Source organism: Microvirga arvi (genome assembly GCF_016892765.1).
Classification (GTDB): domain Bacteria; phylum Pseudomonadota; class Alphaproteobacteria; order Rhizobiales; family Beijerinckiaceae; genus Microvirga; species Microvirga arvi.
In genome coordinates this window covers 43,095-64,917 of the sequence record NZ_JAFEMD010000034.1, presented here as the reverse complement: position 1 = coordinate 64,917, position 21,823 = coordinate 43,095, and the positions used below count along the sequence as shown (strand labels likewise).

Genomic DNA, 21,823 nt, shown 5'->3' with positions numbered 1-21,823 from the left:
AGCCGCGCCGCCCGCACTGGCGGACAGGCCGTCACTGCACTAACATTCCAACCGGACCACTCCATGGGGGCGGGTCAGCCTATCTGCTCGAGCATGCCCCAGGATAAAATGAGCACTATGCAGCACAGCAAAGAGTGTTCAGTCAGATCAAGGAGGGGGAGCAGAACCGTCATACCGATCTAACCTCGAACGACATAGCCGCAGCCCTTGCTGCGTACGCTGTCCTTCCCTACCGGAAGAGAACAGAGGCTCAGGTGCGTCGAGACTTTGAGCCCTTTGGCAACGCATCTGCCCCAGGACGTCAAGAGCAAGCGCAAGCGGTTCATCCAACGGGGTAGCGGGCGTGGAACAGAACCAATTCCAGACCCCCTGACAAATGAAACGCAACGTGCTTTCACGGCAGAATTCGTGAGGAGCTAGGCCAAGGCTGCCGGTCATAGACTGCTGCACTAAACCTTGCCATTGCTGACACTGGCAGGAATGTGGTTCCGTGTGGATCCTGTTCATCTTGGGGATCTACACGCAGCGCTCGACACGCTCCGCATTCTGCGGTTAAGATTTTCGCTACCTGGGCGGGACTAAACAAACGGAAAAGTTTCGTGGCGACAGGAACAGTGAAGTGGTTCAGCGAGCAGAAAGGTTTCGGCTTCATTCAGCCGGATAACGACAGCAAGGACGTGTTCGTGCACATCAGTGCGGCCGAGCGTTCCGGCCTGCGTGGTTTCGTGGAAGGCCAGATGATCTCCTATGAGATCGAGGCTGTCCGCTGCTCCGGCAAAGAGTCCGCCGTCAATCTGAAGACTGCCTGACCGAGCTACCGAGGGTCCGAGGCTGTTTCTTTCGACTGCCAGCGATCCGCTTGTTGTACAACCAGTCCTTCCATCTGCAGTTTAAGCAGATGTGCGACAACGTTCCGCTCGGCGGCACGCTTCAACCAGGGATGCGACTTCGAGTAGAGCCGCTCCACGAGGTCCCAAGTCGTGTGAGGCTCATTGTGGAGCGCCTGCAAAATAGCCTGCTCACGCTTCACACGGTGGTTCAGCAACTCTTCGACATAGGGTCTCGGGTTCGGCAGCGGTGGTCCATGCCCCGGTAGGTAGAGGTAGTCGTCGCGCAAAAGCATCAGACGCAGGCTAGCGACATAGGCTGCCATGTCACCGCCAGGAGGGGAGACAATGCTGCTCGACCAGGACATAACATGATCGGCACTGAAGACGAGCCCGTCCGGGCGAGCGAAGCAGAGATGATCGCTGGCATGGCCCGGCGTATGGATGGCGGTCATTCCTGCGACCGTGTCCCCGTCCCGCAGCAGGACATCGGGAAAGAAGGCGGGATCGGCACTCAGGTGAAAGGCATAGGTGGTCGCGCCAGTATGTGCCTTGAGGGCGGCCGTCGCGCCGAGGTGGTCCGAATGAGTATGACTGAGAAGGATAGCCGAGACCTGCCCCTGGGTTGCGGCCAGGATGCCCTTGACGTGACCATCATCATCCGGTCCCGGATCGAGCACGATGAAGCCATTGGCCGCTTCGATCAGGTAAGTGTTGGTGCCGTGATAGGTCATAAGGCTGGGATTGTTGGCAACAATCCGAGAGATGCCCGGCACGATCGGCACTGCCACACCGCGATTTGGCTCTGGTTCGGTGAGGAACGCCATCTGGCTTACACTTGGCAAGAACTGGGCGTGACACTGTCATCCCAGGCACCGCTCCATATAGCGATGATCTGCTGCCCCTTCTGCCGAATGTTCATAGTCCCCCCTGTTGATCTCACATAATGACGTAGTTCGGCCCGCCACCCTCAGACGTAAAGGCTCTGCTGCATTAGCGTGTCAAGCCACGGCAGATAGCATCTGCCGAACGGCACCGGCATATGAGGGACTGCATCCCAAGAAGTTAATGCAACAAAGCCATTGCGACAGTGCAACTCCATATGGGTTGGTACTGAATAGCGCCAAGTGGATAGATGTAAGGCAGCCGGATCGGGCTGCCCTTTTGGCTCATGAGGCTTTACTTGGCTGTTTTGTAGAGATAGCTCTCAACTCTCTCCTCACCATTGTATGCCATTCTCTGCATGCGGTAGAGGTTCTTGACGTAATCTAACGACTCAACGCGCCCCATATCCATTCCTCGGATTGAGGATTCCATCTCGATGCGAAGGGCAATAAGCGGATGGCGCGCAATGCGTTCTGCATATTCTTCTGCCTTGGCGAGCACCCCATCAGTGGGAACAACTGCATTAACAAGATTAGCACGCAAAGCCTGCTCTGCATTGAGAGGATCGCCGGTCAGCAGCATTTCCATGGCTAACGTGTGGGGGATGAAGCGCGACAGCCGGGTCGACCCGCCGGCTCCGCCCATACCATAGGCAATCTCCGGAAAGCCGAACTTGGCGTCTTCCGAGCAGACACGAACGTCAGTCAGATGGCTGAGATAAATCATTCCCTGACCGAAGCAATAACCGCGTACAGCGCCGACAATTGGCTTGAACCTATCAAGCTTGAGGACCTCGCGCGACCAAGTGAACGTATCAGGCGTCTTGGTTTCCGTCCGAAATTTCGGCCAGAGAAAATACTCCAGCTCATCCTTCGGAGTGGCGAATTTTGCATATTCGTTCTTGATGTCGTCTCCAGCCGAGAATGCTCGGTTTCCAGCGCCTTGGAGGATTCCAACATGAACGGCATCGTCAGCCAGAAACTCGATCATGAGACCGTAGAGTTCCTTGTGCATGGCGGGTGTCATCGGATTCACGCTCCCGTTGCGGATCGTGAAGTAGCCGATCTTACCCTTGCGCTCGTATTCGAAAGGCATGCTGTCTTCTCCTAGGATTGGCTAGAGCCAGGCACTCGCGACGCGGTCATAACTGCCGACGCGAAGGTCGGGTTTCTCGGCCACAAGCTTTTGCTTGGCAATCTTCTCAGAGGGTGTTTTAGGCAAGACATCGCGGTATTCGAGAAATCGCGGGATCTTGAAGGCGGCAAGTCGGTTTTTGCAGTGCTCAAACACCGCATCAGGCGTTACGTCCCGCTGAGTCATGCCAGGCTGGAGCACAAGATAGGCCTTCACCTCTTCACCGCGCGTCGAATCCTTAACACCCACGGCCGCCGCTTCCAGCACACCTGGGATCTCGCGCAGAACCGCCTCCACTTCGCGAGCCGCGATGTTTTCACCGGAGCGTCGGATCATGTCCTTGAGGCGCCCGACGATATAGTGGAAGCCTTGCTCGTCTCTCCAGAACAGGTCGCCAGTGCGAAACCAATCTCCGTAGAAGGACGTCTCGTTTGCCTCTGGCTTCTTGTAATAGCCGAGCATGATCCCCGGCCCCCTGATGCAGAGCTCACCGATTTGTCCTGGCCCGACCTCTTCGCCATGCTCATCCACAATCTTGGCTTCGCGGAATGGTGCCGGTATTCCGCATGTGCCGGAACCCACCATGTGCGTCGCTTCGCGCGGCGTGAACAAAGCCGGGCCGACCTCGGTCATGCCGAAGCTCTCCCTGGCGATCGTGTTGTAGCGACGTTCAAGATCCGCATGCTGTGACTTGCTGAACCCAAAAATTGAGATCCTTTTCAGGCTGTTGTCGCTGTCCGCGTCCTGGTGCGGCATCTGATAGACGACCTCCGGAAAGAGGCAGTAATGGATGTCGTACTGACGAACCCAGTCCATGAACCGGGAGGAGCTTGCGCGCCGGGCAACGAAGATCTGCCCCCCGCCCCGCATCGCCATCAATGTCAGCCATTGCGGGTCCATATAGAAGAACGGTTGAGCAACGAGAATATTCGTCGCCTGCTCGTCCTGCCCGCCGCGCATTGCGGCAACGAGCGATAGGGTGAGCCAATATCGATGGGTCAGCATGCAACCTTTGGGAAAGCCGGTCGTGCCCGAAGTGTATTGGATGTTCACTAAGTCATCGATTGCCGGTTGTGGCAGGCCAGCCGGCAGGTCAGGCGCCGACTCCATCAGCTCACCGAGGTCGCGGCTGCCGGGGGGCGCGGCGCCGACCACCAAGACATTGTCGCTGGCAAAGGGAGCTTCGCCATCAAGAGCGGCGTATGCGGACATGCAGTCGGAGTGGATCACTAGGAAGTTCGCATCCGAGTCCGTCAGGACATAATACAGCTCACGCCCCGTGTAGGCGATATTGACGGGCACCATCACCGCGCCCAATCTTGCTATCGCCAGCCATGTTGCAGGAAACTGTGGGATATTCGGAAGCATGACAGCCACATGCGAGCCTTTTCGAACACCGGCCTCGTACAGCGCCGCAGCCGTCCGATCGACCAATGCCTTCACGTCGTCGTAGGTTGCCGCACTGTCCTGTGCCTCCTCGAAGAACGTCCACATCGGCTTACCCAGGTTGGCCGCCACCTGCTCTTCGACAAGACTCCAGATGTTGGCCGACAATGGCGTTTCCTGGATTGTCTTGAAGAGGCTGTCGATTGCCTGGCGCGCCTCCGTCCAGGATGTGGCAGGTTGTATACCGTTCATATCAGACCTCTGCTGACGTTATGGTGTTGTAGCGCCGCTCGTTGCGCCGGCGGATTAACTCGCCGATACCCATTCCACTGACGCTGAGTAGCGTGAGCATCACTGCTACGGCAGGAACGGTCGGATCGATCTTGAGTCCGAGATCGTTCCATATGCGGACGGGAAGCGTCTGAGCTCCGCCCGAGACGAACAGCGTGATGATCAGTTCATCGAAGGAAGCGAAGAAGGCGAGAATGCTGGCCGCAAACATCGACGGCACGAGATAAGGCAGGGTCACGAGCATGAATGCTTTGATTGGGCTGGCGCCTAGCACCCGCGCTGCGCGCTCGAGCGTAATGTCGAACCGCCGCAAGCTCCCTGACACGAGCATGACAACATAGGGGATTGCGACAACCGAATGAGCTGCCGTGAGGGCCAAGACGTTATCCACGAGTCGGAAGCGGAGAAACACGATGTAAAGCGCAAGTGCAAGTATGACCGTCGGCAGGATGAGAGGAGCGATGAAGATCGCCGTGAGCGCTGTCTTGCCGAAGAATTCGGCCCGAACGAGCGCAATCGCCGCAAGCGTGCCGACAGTCAGGCTGATGAAAGTTGCGCCAATGCCGACCCTGAAGGACAGCAGCGCTGCATTGATCCATGTAGGGTCATCGAAGAAGGCGCTGTACCATCTCAAGGATAGGGTCTGGGGTGGGAATTCCAGAAACTGGCTCTCGGTCAACGAAATTGGGACTAAGAAGATCAGCGGCAGGATCAGGAACAGCACCAGAACAGTAAAGTAGACGGCCAGGACAGCCCTCATCGTCCGACTCCCAGACTTGAGAACTCGGTTCTTCCGCGGGTCAGCAACCGGAAAAGCGCGAGGCATGCCAAGGTGATGATGAGCAGCGCCGTGGCGAGGGCGGCGGCGAAACCCCAGTTCAAAGATTGATGCACCTGGATGTCGATCAGATTGGAGATCAGGATGCTTCGGCGGCCACCCAGAAGTGCCGGTGTCACGTAGAACCCGAGACAAAGGATGAAGCAGATGATCCCGCCGGTTGCAGCTCCACTCAGACTGAGTGGCAAGAACACCTTAACAAAGGCCTGAGTGGGGGTGGCGCCGAGCGACCGGGCCGTTTTGACCAAGCCTTTGTCTATGTCCAGCATTGACGCCAGACACGTCAGAACGACGATCGGCAGAAGAATCTGCACCATTGCGATGCGGACTGCGAGATCGGTGTAGAGAATCTGAACCGGAGAGAAACCGAACGCCGCGAGCGTCCGATTGATGATACCCTCTCGCCCCAGGATGATGATCCAAGTGTAGGTCCGGACTAGGATGCTGATCCAGAACGGCAACAGGATCAGATAAACCAGATACGCACGCAGCTTGGTCGACAGCCCGCTCATGAAGAAAGCAGCCGGGTAGCCAAGAACAACGCAGATCACCGAAACAGTCAGCGCCTGCCAGAAGGTCCTCTCGAGAACGACGAGTGAAACACGCGAACCGACGAGCTCCCGAATTGGTCCAAGCGTGAAGCCGCTGTCTCCGTAGACACTGAGGCTGAGCACGCCGAGGATCGGGAGGACGAACAACAAGCCGACCAGCAAAGCTGCCGGTAGAAGCAACAGTAATGTGGTCGGCCTGTTTTTCATGACAATCTTCCAGCCCGGTTCAGATCAGGAGCCAGTCGTTCCAGCGCTTCTGAACCTTATCGAGGTTTTGTGCCCACCAGCCGGAGTCGAAGCGGAACTGCACGGCGGCGTTTTGCGGCGCCGTTGGCAGTGTCGCAACGAACTCGGGTTCCAACAGCTCCATCATTCCCGGAACGAAGCCAGGATAAGGAATGATCTTCACGAATTCGGCGGAAGCCTTCGGATCCATGCGATACTTCAGGAAGAGCTGCGCTTCCGTCGGATGCTTGGCCCCTTTAGGAATGCCGAGGTAGGAGAGCATCAACGCCCCACCATTCCAGCTGATATCGACAGGCTTGCCTTCTTTCTTCAAAGGGGAGATGCGCCCGTTCCAGCAGGATGTCATGTTGACCTCGCCATCCACCAGAAGCTGGACGTGCTGTGCGCCGTTCTCCCACCAGACTGGGATATGGTCCTTAAGTTCATCCAGCTTTGCGAACGCCTTGTCGACGTCAATGGGATAGATCTTGTCGAGCGGCACGCCAGCCGCGAGGAGCGCAAACTCAAGATTGCCCTTCGGCGAGTTCTCAAGCGATCGTGGTCCGGGGAAGTTCTTCACATCCCAGAAATCGGCCCAGCTCTTCGGAGCTTTGCCGCCAAATCGATCGGTTCGGTAACCAAAGACGGTTGAATAGGAGGCACGCACCACGGCGTCCCGAAGCTTTGCCATTTCGGGCAGGACGTTGTTGGGATCGATGAGTGCGTAATCGATCGGCTCCAGCCATCCTGCCTCGGACGCGCGTGCCACATCGTCGCCGTTCAGCTCCGTGAGATCCCATTCGACATTTCCGGACTCAACCATCGCCTTCAGCTTCGGCAGGCTAACAGGCGCAGTCGCGCGAACCTTGATGCCGGTCGCCTTCGTGAAGGGATCCTCGAACAGTTTCTTTATCACTTCAGCGAGCGATCCTCCGGAGCCATTGACGACGATGGTCACGTCCTGTGCGGCTGCGCTACGCGCTCCCAACCCGGCCAGAACGAGCGAAGAAGCTCCTACGTTGAATGTACGTCTCGTCAGGTTTACCATCGAACGTCTCCCTCTCCTGGTTGATGCTTGCCGTCTCTTCGCCGGACTATTCTGGCAAATGGATAAGTCTGTTCTCTTCGAAGCTGATTGCGATTTCCGATCCCGGATCGAGGCTCGAGTTCTCCCCGCTGCGCGGCTCCGCAAGAGTGAGCTCGGCGCCATTCCTGGTTTCGACGACGTAGCGAACCGCATCGCCAAGAAACACGGCCTGCCGCACAATGGCCGGATGCCCACCGGTCGGAGTCCGACGGATATGTTCCGGGCGGACTGACAGGTAACCCTGTGAGGGCTGGATTTCGCTTGGGAAGCGGATGACACCGAGTCCGTCGACGATGGCTCCGTCATGCTTCGACCCGGAGATCTTTATGATATTGTTCAACCCGATGAATTCGGCGACGAAGCGTGAGTTCGGGCGATCGTAGAGATCCTGCGGAGTGCCCAGCTGGCGGATCAGGCCCTTATCCATCACCGCCAGGCGATCGGATAATGTCAAAGCCTCGCCCTGGTCGTGGGTCACGTAGATGACTGTGCAGCCGATCTGCTGCTGATATTGCTTGATCTCCAGCTGCATGGCTTCGCGCAGCTTCAAGTCCAGTGCGCCAAGCGGCTCATCCATGAGCAGAACACGTGGTTCGAACACAATCGCACGTGCGAAGGCAACACGTTGTTTCTGCCCGCCTGAAAGCTCGTGCGGCATGCGTTCTGCCAGACCTCCCAGTCTGACAATCTCAAGCGCCTTCAGCGAACGCTTGCGGATTTCGGCTCGTCCGACTCCACGCATCTCAAGGGGGAAAGCGACGTTGCCGAGAACGTTTCGGTGCGGGAAGAGCGAGTAGTTCTGGAACACCATGCCGATGTTACGCTTCTCCGTCGGCACGCGGGCAATGGAGACGCCATCGATGAGGATGTCTCCGCTGGTGATGTCGGTGAACCCAGCGAGACTGTTCAACGCAGTGGTCTTACCTGAGCCGCTGGGCCCAAGCAGGGTCATGAACTCACCAGCGGCTACATTCATGGAGAAGCTTTCGAGGGCTACGAAGTTGCCGTAGGTCTTGCGCACCTTCTTGAACTCGATCGCGGCACCATTGACCACCATGCCTGTTCCTCCCTGGCGACAAAAAGTGACGAGCTCGTCATTTTTTGTCAAGGGCTTTTCTGGAAACCGTTTCATTGCTAATCCAAAAGCGAAACAATGAACCTGCGGAGCGGAATTAGTGACGTACAATTATGTAGAGTTCCTGAAGAACAAACTAATTGAGGCGTCCGACGCAAAGAAGCCCCAAAGAACCGAGTTGCAGATCGAGATATCCGTAGCATCTCTGTTGGGGGAAAAAGCTTATCATGCAATTACAGTTGATATGATTACGGAACGGGCGAACATCGCGCACGGCACGTTTTATCGATATTTCGACAGCAAGCAGGGGGTCGTCGCTAAGACGATTGCCGACTACTTTGACTTTGTTAGAGCGACTAGACCGAAAATCCATGGCGTCTCGGACCTTGAAGCAATTACGATCGGTAATCGACACTACGTTCGATGCTTCCGGGAAAACGTGGGTCTCATGCGCTGTCACTTTCATCTCAAGGATGAGGATGACCGGATCGCGGAGGTTGGCCGCCGAGCGGATCGAGCCTTGTCGGAGAGGATCATCGGGCGCTTGTCCCGTCAGCATCCCATCCCTGAGGTGGCGATGCCGCGTCTGCGCCTATGTACCTATGCCATCATTGGAATGGTGGATGAGTTGTTGCTAAAGGTTTATGGTCAAATGGATCATCCTCTCGTCGCCTATGTCGATGAACCCGATATGATTGCTGATACACTAACCAAGTTGTGGTACTCTGCACTTGCCGATTTCCGCGCGTAGGAAGCAGATCCGCTGAATTTAATGCGACAGCGCGATGTCAACTTTTCAGAGGAACTTGTGACAGGCCTTAGCGGGAACCGTAGCATAAGCTGCGGAAAGTCATCACAAGTCCACTGGCGCGGCTTCCTCACGCGGCGAGGCTGAACAACTGTTTCTCCAAACCGATTTTGCCTGTCAATTCCGCATGCCTCGGCAGGCAGTGACTTCGGCAGACTGTTCGCATCACCTCAAAACCCTTCAGTGTCGTAGAGGCCATTTTCATGCGCTGGAACCGGGGATTGGCCGGCGCAGCCCTGGCCCGGATTGATGCGTCACGGGCAATGACGCGCCAGTTACCGAGCATGGAGCGAGAGATCCTCAGTTCGGTCGCGTTCTGCGTGAGTGACGGCCGCTGCTCTCTAGCAGGGCTGCGGCCTGATGCTTGAACTCGGGTGTGAATTCCCGCCTCGCTTCATCATCAACCATCTTCCCGCTCTCGCAGGAGCGTATCAGAGGTGTCGGTCAAAGCGAGGGAACATCAGTTCACTACTCCTCCGAGTTACTGGAGCGGCTTAATCGCCGCCAGAGAGCGCCCACTGATAAGTGCCATATCGACGAAACCTGTGTCAAAGTCCGCGCTTAGTGGCGGTATCTGTATCGAGCGATCGATAGCAACGGTGACATAGTGAAGCTCTGGTTCAGTGAGCGGCGCAATCTGATGGCCGTCAAGCGGTTCCTGAACAAGTCACTTCAGCGTCATGCTCGGCCTGAGCGGATTGTGATCTACGGCAGCCGGGCGAACCGCGAAATCATTCTGTCGTATGATTCGAAACTCCGTCTCCTGGATCGATTATAATGCGCACTGAACTCGATCCGGCTCCGGCAGCGTCGCTATCTCAACAATCGTATTGAGCAGGGTTACTGCGTCATCAAGAGATGGATCCGACCGATGCTCGGGTTCAAGTCGATAGTATTCGCTTGTGCAATCCTGGGCGAGTTCGTGACGATCTATATGTCGCGGAAAGCTCAGGCGAACTATGCCTGCCGGTGGTCGGGTTGGCTCTTAGCTCGACTTTGGCCATTTCTGGCAGGTGGGTTGAGAGTGCAGAGGCGGCGAAGCGAACGATGCGGTAGGTTGGTGTGTCCCCGCCAAGAGACACGGCCATGCCAGATCTGCCCGCCCGCTTCGCCGCGATCATTTTAGCCTTTGCCCCGCTCTTTCGCTACCGAACCTGGCGCCATGCCGAGGTCCTGCTCGTCGGGGCCATCCTGGCACCCGGCAAGCGCACTGTGACCAGCATCTTGCGCATCACCGGCCTCAGTCGCGAGGCTCACTTCGTCAACTACCATCGCGTGTTGAGCCGGGCGCGCTGGAGCGGACGCGAGGCTGCCCGTCTGTTGCTTTGCTTGCTCATCCACGCCTTCGCACCCACCGGGCCGATCATCCTCGGCCTTGATGACACCATCGAGCGTCGGCGCGGCCGGCGCATCAAAGCCAAGGGCATCTATCGCGATCCGGTGCGCTCATCCGATGCTCACTTCGTTAAGGCATCAGGCCTGCGCTGGATCAGTCTCATGCTCCTGGCGCCCATTCCGTGGGCCGCCCGCACATGGGCCTTGCCGTTCCTCACCGCCCTGGCGCCCTCGGAGCGCTACTGCCGTGAGCGGGGACACCGGCATAAGAAGCTGACCGACTGGGCCCGCCAGCTGGTGCTGCAGGTGCGGCGTTGGCTGCCCGAGCGCGAGCTGATCCTGGTGGCTGACATGGGCTTTGCCGCCCTGGAACTGCTCGCAGCCCTGTCCCGTCAGGGTGTGATCTGCATCACCCGGCTTCGGCTGGACGCTGCCCTCTATGAGCCGGCTCCACCGCGTCGACCAGGGACATGCGGCCGTCCCCGCACCAAAGGAGCGCGACTGCCAACCCTTTCTGATGTGCTGACGCGGACGAGCACCCGCTGGCGACGCGTCACGGTGCCGGGCTGGTATGGCGAAGGGGATCGGCTGATCGAGTTCTGCTCGGCAACGGCCGTGTGGCGCCACGGCGGCATGCCGGTGGTACCAATCCGCTGGGTGCTGCTGCGCGACCCCCTTGGACGCTTCTCGCCGCAGGCCTTGCTGTGCAGCGATCCCAGGCAGGCTCCGTTGCAGATCATCCGCTGGTTCATCCTGCGCTGGCAGGTCGAGGTCACGTTCCAGGAGGCCCGCACCCATCTGGGTGTGGAGACGCAACGGCAATGGTCGGATCGTGCCCTGGCCCGCACCACCCCTTGCCTGTTCGGGCTGTTCTCCATCGTGACCCTGCTGGCTGCCCAACTCGACCAGCGCACCCGAACAGCTGTGCTCATCGACAGCTGGTACCGCAAGTCTCGTCCGACCTTCGCCGATGCTCTGGCCGCCGTGCGGCACGCCATCTGGCGCGAAACGGGTTTACTCACGTCCCGCCACCAGCACAAAATGCCAAAACCCTCACAGGCCCTTCAACGATGCTTGGTTTACGCGCTTTGCCGAGCCGCCTGATTGGCCAAAGTCGAGCTTAGAGCCCGTCCCGAAAAGGGTTGAGTGGCCGAGGCCGCTATGATTCCAAGAGGGTGCTGAAGCCTGACCTGGAACCGCAATGTGGACCCCGACCACCCGGCGGCAGTATAGCCGCGACGGGTTGCGATACGAAACCGATCTGACCGATGCCGAATGGGCGTTGATTGAGCCGCTTCTGCCCGGGCCCCACGCCCGTGGACGACCCCGGCGTTGGGCGCCCCGTGAGATCCTCAACGGCATCTTTTATGTCCTGCGCGGTGGCATTGCCTGGCGGCTTCTGCCCTCGGATCTGCCGCCCAAGAGCACGATCTTTCGCTGGTTCAGCCTGTGGCGGGACACTGGCCTGTTCGAGACCATCAACCATCTGCTGGTCATGGCGGATCGCGAGCGGGTCGGACGGGAGGCCTCACCCACCGCAGCCGTGCTCGACAGCCAAAGCGTGAAGACCACCGAGAGCGGCGGCCCACGAGGCTATGATGCGGGCAAAAAGGTCAAAGGCCGCAAGCGTCAGGTGATGGTCGACACCGACGGGCGTGGTCTGATCCTGGAGTCCCAGCCAGCCGACGTGCAGGACCGGGATGGGGCATGTGTGGTCCTGGGCCTGTCCCGGCGTGCGTTCCCGTTTATCGCCACAGCGTTTGCCGACAGCGGCTATGCCGGCGAGACCCCGGCCCAGGCGACCTCGATCCGCATTGAGATCGTCAGAAAGCCGCCTGATCAGGTTGGCTTTGCGGTGCATCCGCGCCGCTGGGTTGTTGAAAGATTCTTCGCGTGGATCAGCCGCAACCGCCGGCTCTGGAAAGATCCGGAGGCGACGCTCACGTCAGCCCGGGCCTTCCTCTACGCTGCTTCCGTCATGCTCCTCGTCCGCCGCTTGGGACGGTGCTCATGATTTACGGGACGGACTCTTAGAGCAATTCCATCTGCTCGTCGCATAGGTCACGACGAAGCTCTTGTGACTTGCACATACTTGCTCCGGATTTGCGATAAGCCCAATGGCTTTGTCACGCTTCTTGCACTACGTGACTAGGTCATTGAAATAGAACTTCGGATTATCGAGCGGCGCACTACATTCCGATAGCTCGGGGCTCTCATTCGTTCCGAAGGTAAGGAACGCAGTGATTGACACAGAGCGCCGCAGCAAACCCTCAGCGAAGCAGCTGACTTGGGAAGTTGCTCCCGGTTTACGTTGATTGTCGCTGGACTAGCTTGGACATGCCGGCTATCCAACGGTCATAATTTTCTGATTTCCTTTGGTGATAGTCACGGACGATCGCATGCGGCAGGATCAGGAACGTGCGTGCATCAAGGCCCCTGATCGCCGCCTGAGCCACCTCTTCAGGGGACAGCACTCCGTCTGCGCTTTCCGGCCCACTTGGAATGCTGTTAAGCAATGGCGTATCGACGCCCTGCGGGCAAAGAACCGCAACCTGTATTCCTTGATGTCGATGCGTAAAAGCTATGTTCTCGGCGAAGCCAATGGCAGCATGCTTCGTAGTACCGTATACAGCGCTCCCGACCTGGTTGAGAAGTCCTGCTGCTGAGGCCGTCTGCAAGAAGATGCCCCCGCCCCGCGCTATCATGCGCGGCAGCAAAAAACGCGCCGCGCGGACATGTGCCAGGACGTTAATCTCCCACGATCCTTGCCAAACCTCATCTGAGGCGAATGCAGCATTGTCAGGGGATGGTTGAAATCCCAATGCCACTCCTGCATTCGAGCAGAAGGTTCGGATTGGGCCCTCTTCGGACTCGACCAGATCAAGCACCTGATCGAAGGCAAGAGCATCTCTCACGTCAACACCGATCGCACGCCCGCCGACCCGGACGGCAACCTCTCGAGCAAGAACCTCGTTACGGTCCAATATGATGACCTTCGATGCTCCATCCGAGGCAAAGGCCTCGCAAAGCGCTCGGCCGATACCTTGCGCGCCGCCCGTGACGACAACAATACCAAAGCGAGTCCTCATTCAACTGCCTCCGCGAGGTTCCCCGGCCCAATAGGCTTTTAGCCTGCTCCGAGTGGCGATCCGAGTTTGATGTTAATTCAGGGTTGGCCAGACTGCCAGCGGATAGGTACTGTCAACTCGGTACAGGAGGGCAAAGCTGCTGCGGGCGAAAGCGTTGGGCCAGTACACATCAGTCCACGCATGCAACACGAAACGCGTTGTGCCAGGTGAGGAACGCGCGATCGCGGGTGGCCCGGTACTCCTTAGCGGAGAGACAGTGACGCGGGAACTGGAACCTGCCACAGGCGCCGACTTAAACCAAACTTGAAAGTGCTTTGTCAGGAATGCCATTGGCGGGAATGCTTCCCGTAAGCTGAAATACCCTGTGGCCTAGTGCTGTCGCGCAATAGTCTGCCCTATCTCAGCGAGCAGCCCGGCACGCTGCGCGACATGATGCGCATTTGCATCGCTTGCGTTTCCTTGAAGTGCGCGTGCCATAACGCCGTGCAGAATGGCCGACAGCCGGAAAAACGCCAGAACCAGGAAGACGTTCCAATCGGGTAGTGTTGAACGGCCCATCATCGTGCAGTATCGCTCGACGATCTCCTGCTCCTGAGGAATTCCAAGATGGATGAGATTGAGTCCAAGAATACCTCGGCTGTGTGGAACATGGGCATCAATGCGATAGGGCATGCACAAGTATGCCAGATCGCTCAAGGGATGCCCAAGCGTCGAGAGCTCCCAATCGAAAATGGCCTCAACCTTCGGCTCACCGACAGCGAAGCATAGATTGCCAATGCGAAAGTCGCCATGGACAATGGTTGTCTCGTCACGAACTTCTTGATGCTCGCGAAGCCAATCGGCGAGCCATGTGAGCGCTGGCAATTCGCCAGCGCTCAATGATAGTTGGTATTGCCGGCTCCAGCGCTTGACCTGCCGGTCTACATAGCCTCCCTTGAGTCCAAAGTCGTTCAAATCCACTGCTTCGAAATCAATGGCGTGAAGCTTCGTGAGAGCATCCACGGACGCGAAATGTAGCCTCATCCGCTCATCAGGCCCTATGCCCTCCATCGTGGCATTGTCGAAAATCCGACCCTCGACGAATTCCATCACATAAAAGGGAGTGCCGATGACTTCTGTGTCATTGCACAGTGCTATTATTCGCGCGACAGGCACGTTCGTGAGCCCTAGTGAGGAGACGACACGAAATTCCCGCTCGACGTCGTGCGCTTTATTGAGCAACTGCCCCGGCGGCTTTTTACGAAGAACAATACGCTTTCCGCCTGCCTCGATCAGGAATGTCGGGTTCGACTGACCGCCTTGAAACTGACGGATGCTCATGTCGCCGCGAAAGTCTGGAACCACATCTGCAAGCCAGACCTTAATCGCATTCTCATCAAAGCGGTGCACAGGAATGACAGGTCCGAGGTTTACCATGCTTCTGCCCTTCTCTAAGCTAATTGTCTCGCCAGCATCGGCGACGATCACCTTCTTAGTGATGTAAGCCGATGCCGGCGATGTCCTGCGTGTTGCGAATGCGCCCTAAAGGCAGGGGGCTCTCCATTTGCCTCTGGAGTCCGCTACATTCCTCGGGGGCGGTGAGACCAAAAAGGTTGAGATCCCTCCTCTCCTGAATGATATCGGCCGAAACCTGATCATTCACGGCAACTCCCTTTTCAATTGGTTTTGCTTGCTCACGCAAATAGGTTCCGAGATTCCGACGAGCTGTTCACACCCCCCGCTGTTGATCGCTAATTCCGCTTATCGGAAATAAATTTCATTATTCATTATCATGCTGTCCTCTCCTTTGGTCAAGGGTTGGTCAAGGGCAGATGAAGTATTCCTCTCCAAAGAGGCGCAAGATGCAAACTCGTTAGAACACACACTCGTGTCCCAAACGGATTTGAGGCGAGAGGACGGGCCGCCGTTCATTGTCGCATTTGCATGCCCGCTGAAAATCCTCAACGTCTCCATGTAAGGCGCTTGGGCCTCACCAACCAGGCACTTGCGTCAGGACCCGGTCTCGAGAAAGCAACGGTCTCACGCTCACCTTTACGCCCGCGTTTCGTGGTTGTCTCTAGTATTCGACTATCAAGGACCGCTAATCTCTATCGGTCTCGGCACTCGCCCCGGGGTTCGCATCCCTCGGAGGCTTCGCTGTATGGGACATCTCCAGGCCATTGATTCAATCGCGCGTAGATGAGTGGGATGCTTGTCAGTGAGCGGTGTGCCGGGCAACCGGTCACCACGCAAGCTGAAGCCGGTCGGGACTGGCCAGAGCGGCTACTGGAGTAGCTGGATTGAGCAGGATCATCGGACGATCAAGGGACTGGTGCGGCCGATGCTCGGAATTAGTCGATGGACAGTGCTCGTGCGATCTCATGCGCTGAACCCTTCCCTGGGTCCGCGGATGCTAGAGTTACCCATATCCCATGGGCTGTGAAAATCCCGCAGCGGCCTGGACTTTCGGCTCTAGGGGAAGCCTAAGCGCCGTCCAGACCTCGACCAGAGCCTGCACGAGCGCCTCGATATGGGCGCCGGTGTGCAGGGGTCCTGGGGTGATGCGCAGGCGCTCGGTGCCGCGGGGCACGGTGGGATAGTTGATCGGCTGGATGTAGATGCCGTGCTTCTCCAGGAGCCGGTCTGAGGCGGCCTTGCAGGCTTGCGCATCCCCCACCATCACCGGCACGATGTGGGTGGGCGTGGCGAGCAACGGCAGGTCGGCGCGGATCAGCGCATCCTTGACCTGAGCCACCTGGCATTGCTGCCCCTGGCGCTCGATCCGCGAGGCCTTGAGGTGGCGCACGGAGGCTGTTGCCGCGGCCGCCACGCTCGGCGGCAGGGCCGTGCTGAAGATGAAGCCCGGCGCATAGCTGCGCACGGCATCGATGACGGACGCAGCACCCGCAATGTATCCGCCCATGACGCCGAAGGCCTTGCCCAGCGTGCCCTCGATCACGTCGATCCGGTGCATCACGCCGAGACGCTCCGCAAGACCTGCTCCGCGCGGGCCGTACATGCCGACCGCATGGACCTCGTCGATATAGGTCATGGCGCCGTAGCGCTCGGCGAGGTCGCAGATCTGGCGGATCGGCGCCACGTCGCCATCCATGGAATAGACGCTCTCGAACACGATGAGCTTGGGCCTCTCGCCGGCCGCCTGCAACAACGCCTCCAGGTGCTCCAGATCGTTGTGCCGGAAGATCGCCTTGTCGCAGCCGGACTGGCGCACGCCCTCGATCATCGAGTTGTGGTTGAGGGCATCGGACAGGATCAGGCAGTTCGGGATCAGCCGGGCCAGCGTGGCGATGCCGGTCTGGTTCGACACGTAGCCCGAGGTGAAGACCAGCGCCGCTTCCTTGCCGTGCAGGTCGGCGAGTTCCGCCTCCAACTCAACGAGCGGGTGGCTGATACCCGAGATGTTGCGCGTCCCGCCGGCGCCGGTGCCGAAGCGCCAGGCCGTTTCGACCATGGCGCGGGTCACGTCCCGATTCTGGCCCATGCCGAGATAATCGTTGGAGCACCAGACGGTAATGGGGCGGGGCCCATCCGGTGAGTGCCAGAGGGCCTGGGGATAACGGCCGGCCAGCCTCTCGATATCGGCAAAAACGCGGTAAAGCTGTTCAGAGCGGAGCTGGTCAAGGGGCAAATGGTAATAGTTGTTGTAATTACGCTGTGAACCCATCAACGTTCTTTCCGTTCCGGCCATTTCTGTATCCAAACTATTTTAGGCCGAGGTGATGCTTGTGGGAGCCGCAACCTCTTGGACGACGAACTCGAATTGCATGCAGTAAACGATAGGGCACCTAATCGGCTGCTCGTATCCCAAACGGACATGAAAAATCTTCTCGCCGGGCACTTCGGATGTGCGATCACATGCTCCGTATAGGCTCGGCGGCGGGCTGAGGTCGCTAGCTTTGGTGACGCTGCCCTTTGGATCCCTAGACGACCTCTTTCGGGATCAACCTATCCAAGGCCGAGTGGTATCCAGGCTAGGGCAATCTAGCGTCCGCCATCTCCAGCCCGTTGAGGCGCCTAACATGATCGCATTTGAGGTCATCATACGTGGATCGGCAGCAGTAGTAAGCGACCTCTGTCATGCTAATCTGACAGACGGCCTCTGCCTCTGTCCGACCTTGTACCGTCAGCGCGTCCACCTGCCTCAGCTTGGCGAACATCTCTTCGACCGTGTGCCTTTTCTTGCCCAAGTCTCAGTCCTCTTGTTCAAAACTCGTACATCAATGAGGATCACTTCTCAGTAGGCAGAACAGCCGCATTCAAGGTGCCGCGCTACATTAAATGCTAGTCCGAACCTTCAAAGACGATCTCCGAAGATTTTCCGAAGAGGCCCTTCTCAAACAGTGACGGAGACCGTGCTTCCGAAACGTTCAACCTCAGCCTCACCGGAGGCTGAGGGATAGTCATTCCATGTCATCTCTAATGGGCTAATCTTCGTTCTCACTTCACGCTATGATGCACAAGGCGTCGACGATACGAACTTCCCCTGTTCCCTTACGCACAACCACTGGGTTGAGATCGCACGCCAGCATAATCCCCTCAAGATCGCTGGCAAGACGAGACAAATTGACCGCGGCGTCAACGAAGTGCGACTGGTCCGTCTTAGGCGTCAGATTTCTGTAGCCGTCGAGGATTCTTGCGATCCTTGTCCGAGCAAGCATAGCGCTGGCTTCATCCTTGGTGAGCGGAGCCAGCTTCACTGCCCGGTCAGCCATGATCTCCACCAGCGTTCCACCGCTACCGATGACGACGAGCTGTCCAAACGGCGCCGCGGAGGTGAAGCCCGCAAGAGCCTCGATACCCGCTGAGACCTGTTCCTGCAGCTCGTAGCCGTCGATCGTGGCTTCCGGTAGGGTCGCGCCGACCTTTGATTGGATCGTCGCAATCGCGGACCGCAAAGCGTCTTCGTCACCTACATCGACAACAACCCCACCGACATCCGACCGATGCTGGATCTGACGCGATGCGACCTTCACGACCATTGGGAAGCCGATTTCTGCAGCTCGCTCGAGTGCCTCGACAACATCCCCGACCACAATGGACTTAACCACGGGCAATCCGTACTCCCGCAGAACGTCGAAAGCGATCTTGGCATCCAAAGTACCCGAGCACTGTGACAGCTGCCGGCGCAGCGCTTCAGCATGTGGATGGAAGTAACCTCGATCAGATCGGCGCGCCTCCGCCCAGGCTACTGCAAGACCAGGTTTACCGTGGTTGAGCTGCCCAACAGCCTGAAGGCCTGGAGTGAGCCCTCTCAGGAGAGGAATTCCATTCTCCGCCATCATCGTACGAACGCCCGGATCAACATTCTCGGCCGTCGGCGAGATGATTACAAAGGGCTTCTTCGCGTCACGTCCGCTCTGCGCGTAGACGTTCAGAATGTTCATGTAATTCTGCAGGGTGGCCGGATTGAGACTTTCCTGCGTATCCTGAAGCGCAACGACTGCGCCAACCTCTTCATCGTCGAGAATCGCCGCGATGGCTTCGGCAGGATTACGATCTTCCACGTTGACAGTCGCGCCGAAATCGACCGGATTGCGTCCGGAAGTACCCGGAAGCGCCTTGCGTAGACGCTCCCGCGTGACTTCACCGAAGGCGGCGACGCCGATGCCCCTCGCCTCGGCGAGGTCACAGGCAAGCGCCGTCTGGCCGCCGGAAATGCCCACGATTCCGAGAGACGCCCCTCTAACCATCTTCCGCGCAACCGCAGCGCATTCGAGCGCCGCAATGAGTTCGTCATAGTCGGAGACGGTCGCGATGTTGGTCGCAGAAAAGAAATCTTCATAAGCGTCCCAGTCGCTGACAAGCGCCCCCGTATGCGCCTGGGTCGCCGCAAGTCCGCTCGCAGTGCGGCCGACCTTCAGCACCACGAGGGACTTCCCGGCCGCATGGACGCTCTCGGCAGCATAGGCTAGCGCAACAGGATCCTTGATTGATTCGGCGATGACACCAATAGCGTTCGTCGCGTCGTCATCAGCGAGCCAACGGATATAGTCGGCGGCGGCCACTTGAAACTCGCTGCCCATCGTGACGACCTTCGACAGCCCGATAACGGTGGAGTTCATGACCGAAATAGCGGCAGAGCCCGATTGGGCGACGATTGCCACCTTGCCTGCCCGCAGCCGTTTCGACGGTCGCGAGGGATAAAGGGGAATCGAATCCGTGAAATTGACAAGGCCCATGCAGTTTGGGCCGTGCACGATGAGCCTGCTGGAACTTCCAAGCTCTCGAATGGATCGTTCCTGCTCCTCTGAAAAGCCGTTTGTGAACACGATAGCGGAACGGACCGGGCTCTGCTCGAGCTCCTCCAGCATGCCCGGCACTCGAGCGGCCGGAATGGCCACGATGGCAAGGTCCGTATCCAAGGGGAGCGAAGCCACCGAGTTGACGGCGGCCAGTCCGTCAATCTCCTTCGCTTCCGGGTGAACCGGGAAAATGGTGCCGTTATAGCCCCAATCCTTCAGATTGCTGATGACCACATTGCCCTGGGTAGCACGCTTTGCCGAAGCGCCGACAACGGCAACCGAACGAGGTCGCATCATGGAGGTAACATCGATATGCAAGGTGATCATTCCTCTTCGCGTGACGGCCGTGCAGCCGATGACCGCACGGCAGCTTTGGTGTTCCGATAGGCCGGACTCTGTTACTGCTTGTCGGACGGCAGCCAAGCCTCAGCCCAATTGGGGTGCGTGTTGAAGGAGAAGTTGAACTGCGCGTCGAGCCCTTTCAGGTCGGTGCTGACCGCCTCAAAAACCTTCGAATCCGCAAGGGCAAGCTGATTGAGGTCTCGCGCGATGATCTCGGCATACTTCTTGTAGAAGGGCTTTTGCTGGCCGACCGGCGCAGCCGAGGCATCTAGCGCAACCTTGTCGAACTCCGGATTGCAGTACCCGGTCGGATTCGCGAACGGCACGCTTCCCTCATTGCATACGAAACTGCGATCGACACCCAGAACCGGGTTCGTGCGGCCGGTCAACGAGATCACCGATGCATCGAAGTCTCGCTGGGTGTAGACTTTATTCGTCCAGATCTGCTGATCGAGAGCACTCAGCTTCACGTCGATGCCGACCTTCGACCAATGCGACTGCACGATCTGAGCAACTGCATCATAGGGTGGCTTGGCGATCACGGTCAGCTCGATCGTGAAGCGCTTGCCATCCTTCAGAGGATACCCCGCTTCGTCGAGAAGCTTCCCAGCCTTGACGGGATCGTACGCATAGAGCGTATCGTAGTTGACTGACGTGTCGTGCAAGTCCTTGAACTGCGTCGGAATCGCATTCTTGGCGGTTGCAGCCAGTCCCTGATAGACGTCCTGAACGATGCGCTCGCGATCGATAGCATGGAACAGCGCCTGACGGACCTTGACGTTCTTCAAGGGCTCCCGGGTCAGATTGAGATCGACCACCGCTGTCTCGGGTGCGTTGTTAACGATCTGCACAACCTTGAACTTGCCTCTCTTGGACGCCTCCTGGGTGGCGCGAACCTGCGCGACCTCAGGGCGGAACCAGTTGACCTCACCGCCGATGAGCGCATTCATCCGCTGCTGCGGATTGGGAATAAGCGCGAAAACAACTGAATCGAGATAAGGCTTTGGCTTCTCCCAATAATGCTCGTTGCGGACGAAGGTGATCGATTGTCCGCTTGCCCAACTCTGAAACTTGAAGGGCCCCAGACCGACCGGAGCAAGATTGGCGGGATGCGTGGCCACGTCCTGACCGTCATAGATGTGCTTCGGCATGAGGGGGAAGACCTCCTTGTCGAAGAGATCCAAGGTCGCGGTGAGCGGCTGCTTCAGCTTCAGGACAAAGGTGGTCGCATTCGGAGCCGAAGCCTCCTCCACCAAAGGAACGAGTTTGGTCAGATAGGTGTTGAACTTGCCGAAGGTCATCAAGGTGAAGACGACGTCCTCGGCCGTGAACGGCTTCCCGTCCGACCACTTCACGCCGTCTCGCAGAGTGAAAGTGTAGGTCTTGCCGTCCGCCGAGGCCTCCCAGCGCGTCGCCAGGCGTGGGAGGCGATTTCCCTCCTTGTCATAGGTCATCAGCCCGTCGGCCCACACATCCGCCGCGAAAAGAGCCGGAACGGACGACGTAAGCTGAGTGTTCAGCGTCGGAATAGTCGTCGAGTTCAGGGCCGCGATCACCGTTCCCCCAGTGACGGGCTTGCCATCGTCGGCCATGGCGACAGATGCATTGGCACCGATCGCGCAAGCAAACAGAATTGAGGCCACGCGTAGTTCGAAGATGGTCGGCGATTGACGAAGCATCGATTTCATTGTCTTCCTCCCGTTCTTGC

General features: G+C 58.2%; 17 protein-coding genes. 5 read left to right on the top strand and 12 right to left on the bottom strand.

Annotated elements, in window-relative coordinates; genetic code table 11:
• Positions 1 to 599 precede the first annotated feature (599 nt).
• On the top strand, positions 600 to 809 hold the full coding sequence (locus ILT44_RS19755) for a cold-shock protein (protein ID WP_204241334.1): 210 nt from the start codon (positions 600 to 602) through the stop codon (positions 807 to 809).
• 5 nt (positions 810 to 814) lie between these two features.
• On the opposite strand, the gene ILT44_RS19750 is transcribed toward ILT44_RS19755, so the two are convergent.
• The 7 genes from ILT44_RS19750 to ILT44_RS19720 form a co-directional block, all read right to left on the bottom strand.
• A complete protein-coding gene (locus ILT44_RS19750; protein ID WP_204241333.1) occupies positions 815 to 1,654 on the bottom strand; it encodes an MBL fold metallo-hydrolase in 840 nt (279 codons plus the stop codon).
• A gap of 352 nt (positions 1,655 to 2,006) precedes the next feature.
• Complete coding sequence (locus ILT44_RS19745) at positions 2,007 to 2,807, bottom strand: enoyl-CoA hydratase/isomerase family protein (RefSeq protein ID WP_204241332.1); 801 nt, start codon at positions 2,805 to 2,807, stop codon at positions 2,007 to 2,009.
• Positions 2,808 to 2,828: 21 nt separating this feature from the next.
• Positions 2,829 to 4,484, bottom strand: coding sequence for a class I adenylate-forming enzyme family protein (locus ILT44_RS19740; protein WP_204241331.1), 1,656 nt, complete (start codon positions 4,482 to 4,484; stop codon positions 2,829 to 2,831).
• A 1-nt stretch (position 4,485) separates the two neighbouring features.
• Positions 4,486 to 5,283: an ABC transporter permease gene (locus ILT44_RS19735; RefSeq protein ID WP_204241330.1), complete on the bottom strand. Its 798-nt coding sequence runs from the start codon at positions 5,281 to 5,283 to the stop codon at positions 4,486 to 4,488.
• On the bottom strand, positions 5,280 to 6,119 hold the full coding sequence (locus tag ILT44_RS19730; protein ID WP_204241329.1) for an ABC transporter permease: 840 nt from the start codon (positions 6,117 to 6,119) through the stop codon (positions 5,280 to 5,282). The genes ILT44_RS19735 and ILT44_RS19730 overlap by 4 nt, the downstream gene beginning before the upstream one ends.
• 19 nt (positions 6,120 to 6,138) lie before the next feature.
• Complete coding sequence (locus ILT44_RS19725) at positions 6,139 to 7,185, bottom strand: ABC transporter substrate-binding protein (protein WP_204241328.1); 1,047 nt, start codon at positions 7,183 to 7,185, stop codon at positions 6,139 to 6,141.
• Between the two features lie 46 nt (positions 7,186 to 7,231).
• A complete protein-coding gene (locus tag ILT44_RS19720; RefSeq protein ID WP_204241327.1) occupies positions 7,232 to 8,410 on the bottom strand; it encodes an ABC transporter ATP-binding protein in 1,179 nt (392 codons plus the stop codon).
• Between ILT44_RS19720 and ILT44_RS19715 the strand changes: the two genes are divergently transcribed.
• The 4 genes from ILT44_RS19715 to ILT44_RS19695 all read left to right on the top strand — a co-directional run bounded on the left by ILT44_RS19715 (position 8,400) and on the right by ILT44_RS19695 (position 12,456).
• Positions 8,400 to 9,050, top strand: coding sequence for a TetR/AcrR family transcriptional regulator (locus tag ILT44_RS19715; protein ID WP_204241326.1), 651 nt, complete (start codon positions 8,400 to 8,402; stop codon positions 9,048 to 9,050). The two genes, ILT44_RS19720 and ILT44_RS19715, sit on opposite strands and share 11 nt — an antisense overlap.
• A gap of 631 nt (positions 9,051 to 9,681) precedes the next feature.
• Complete coding sequence (locus tag ILT44_RS32145) at positions 9,682 to 9,885, top strand: DDE-type integrase/transposase/recombinase (protein ID WP_443673962.1); 204 nt, start codon at positions 9,682 to 9,684, stop codon at positions 9,883 to 9,885.
• Positions 9,886 to 10,193: 308 nt separating this feature from the next.
• Positions 10,194 to 11,546 (top strand): IS701 family transposase, encoded by a 1,353-nt coding sequence (locus ILT44_RS19700; protein ID WP_204241324.1) that lies wholly within the window; start codon positions 10,194 to 10,196, stop codon positions 11,544 to 11,546.
• A 97-nt stretch (positions 11,547 to 11,643) separates the two neighbouring features.
• Complete coding sequence (locus ILT44_RS19695) at positions 11,644 to 12,456, top strand: IS5 family transposase (RefSeq protein ID WP_204241323.1); 813 nt, start codon at positions 11,644 to 11,646, stop codon at positions 12,454 to 12,456.
• Between the two features lie 292 nt (positions 12,457 to 12,748).
• Here the strand turns inward: ILT44_RS19695 and ILT44_RS19690 are convergent, their stop codons facing one another.
• The 5 genes from ILT44_RS19690 to ILT44_RS19670 all read right to left on the bottom strand — a co-directional run bounded on the left by ILT44_RS19690 (position 12,749) and on the right by ILT44_RS19670 (position 21,803).
• Entirely contained in the window at positions 12,749 to 13,531 is a 783-nt protein-coding gene (locus tag ILT44_RS19690) for an SDR family oxidoreductase (RefSeq protein WP_204241322.1), read from the bottom strand.
• Between the two features lie 369 nt (positions 13,532 to 13,900).
• Complete coding sequence (locus tag ILT44_RS19685) at positions 13,901 to 14,947, bottom strand: phosphotransferase (RefSeq protein WP_204241321.1); 1,047 nt, start codon at positions 14,945 to 14,947, stop codon at positions 13,901 to 13,903.
• A 982-nt stretch (positions 14,948 to 15,929) separates the two neighbouring features.
• Positions 15,930 to 17,195 (bottom strand): 5-aminolevulinate synthase, encoded by a 1,266-nt coding sequence (gene hemA / locus ILT44_RS19680; protein ID WP_204241320.1) that lies wholly within the window; start codon positions 17,193 to 17,195, stop codon positions 15,930 to 15,932.
• Positions 17,196 to 17,973: 778 nt separating this feature from the next.
• Positions 17,974 to 20,196, bottom strand: a complete 2,223-nt coding sequence (locus tag ILT44_RS19675) for an acetate--CoA ligase family protein (protein ID WP_204241319.1) — start codon at positions 20,194 to 20,196, stop codon at positions 17,974 to 17,976.
• Entirely contained in the window at positions 20,172 to 21,803 is a 1,632-nt protein-coding gene (locus ILT44_RS19670) for an ABC transporter substrate-binding protein (RefSeq protein WP_204241318.1), read from the bottom strand. Before ILT44_RS19670 ends, ILT44_RS19675 begins: the two co-directional genes overlap by 25 nt.
• Between the last annotated feature and the right edge of the window lie 20 nt (positions 21,804 to 21,823).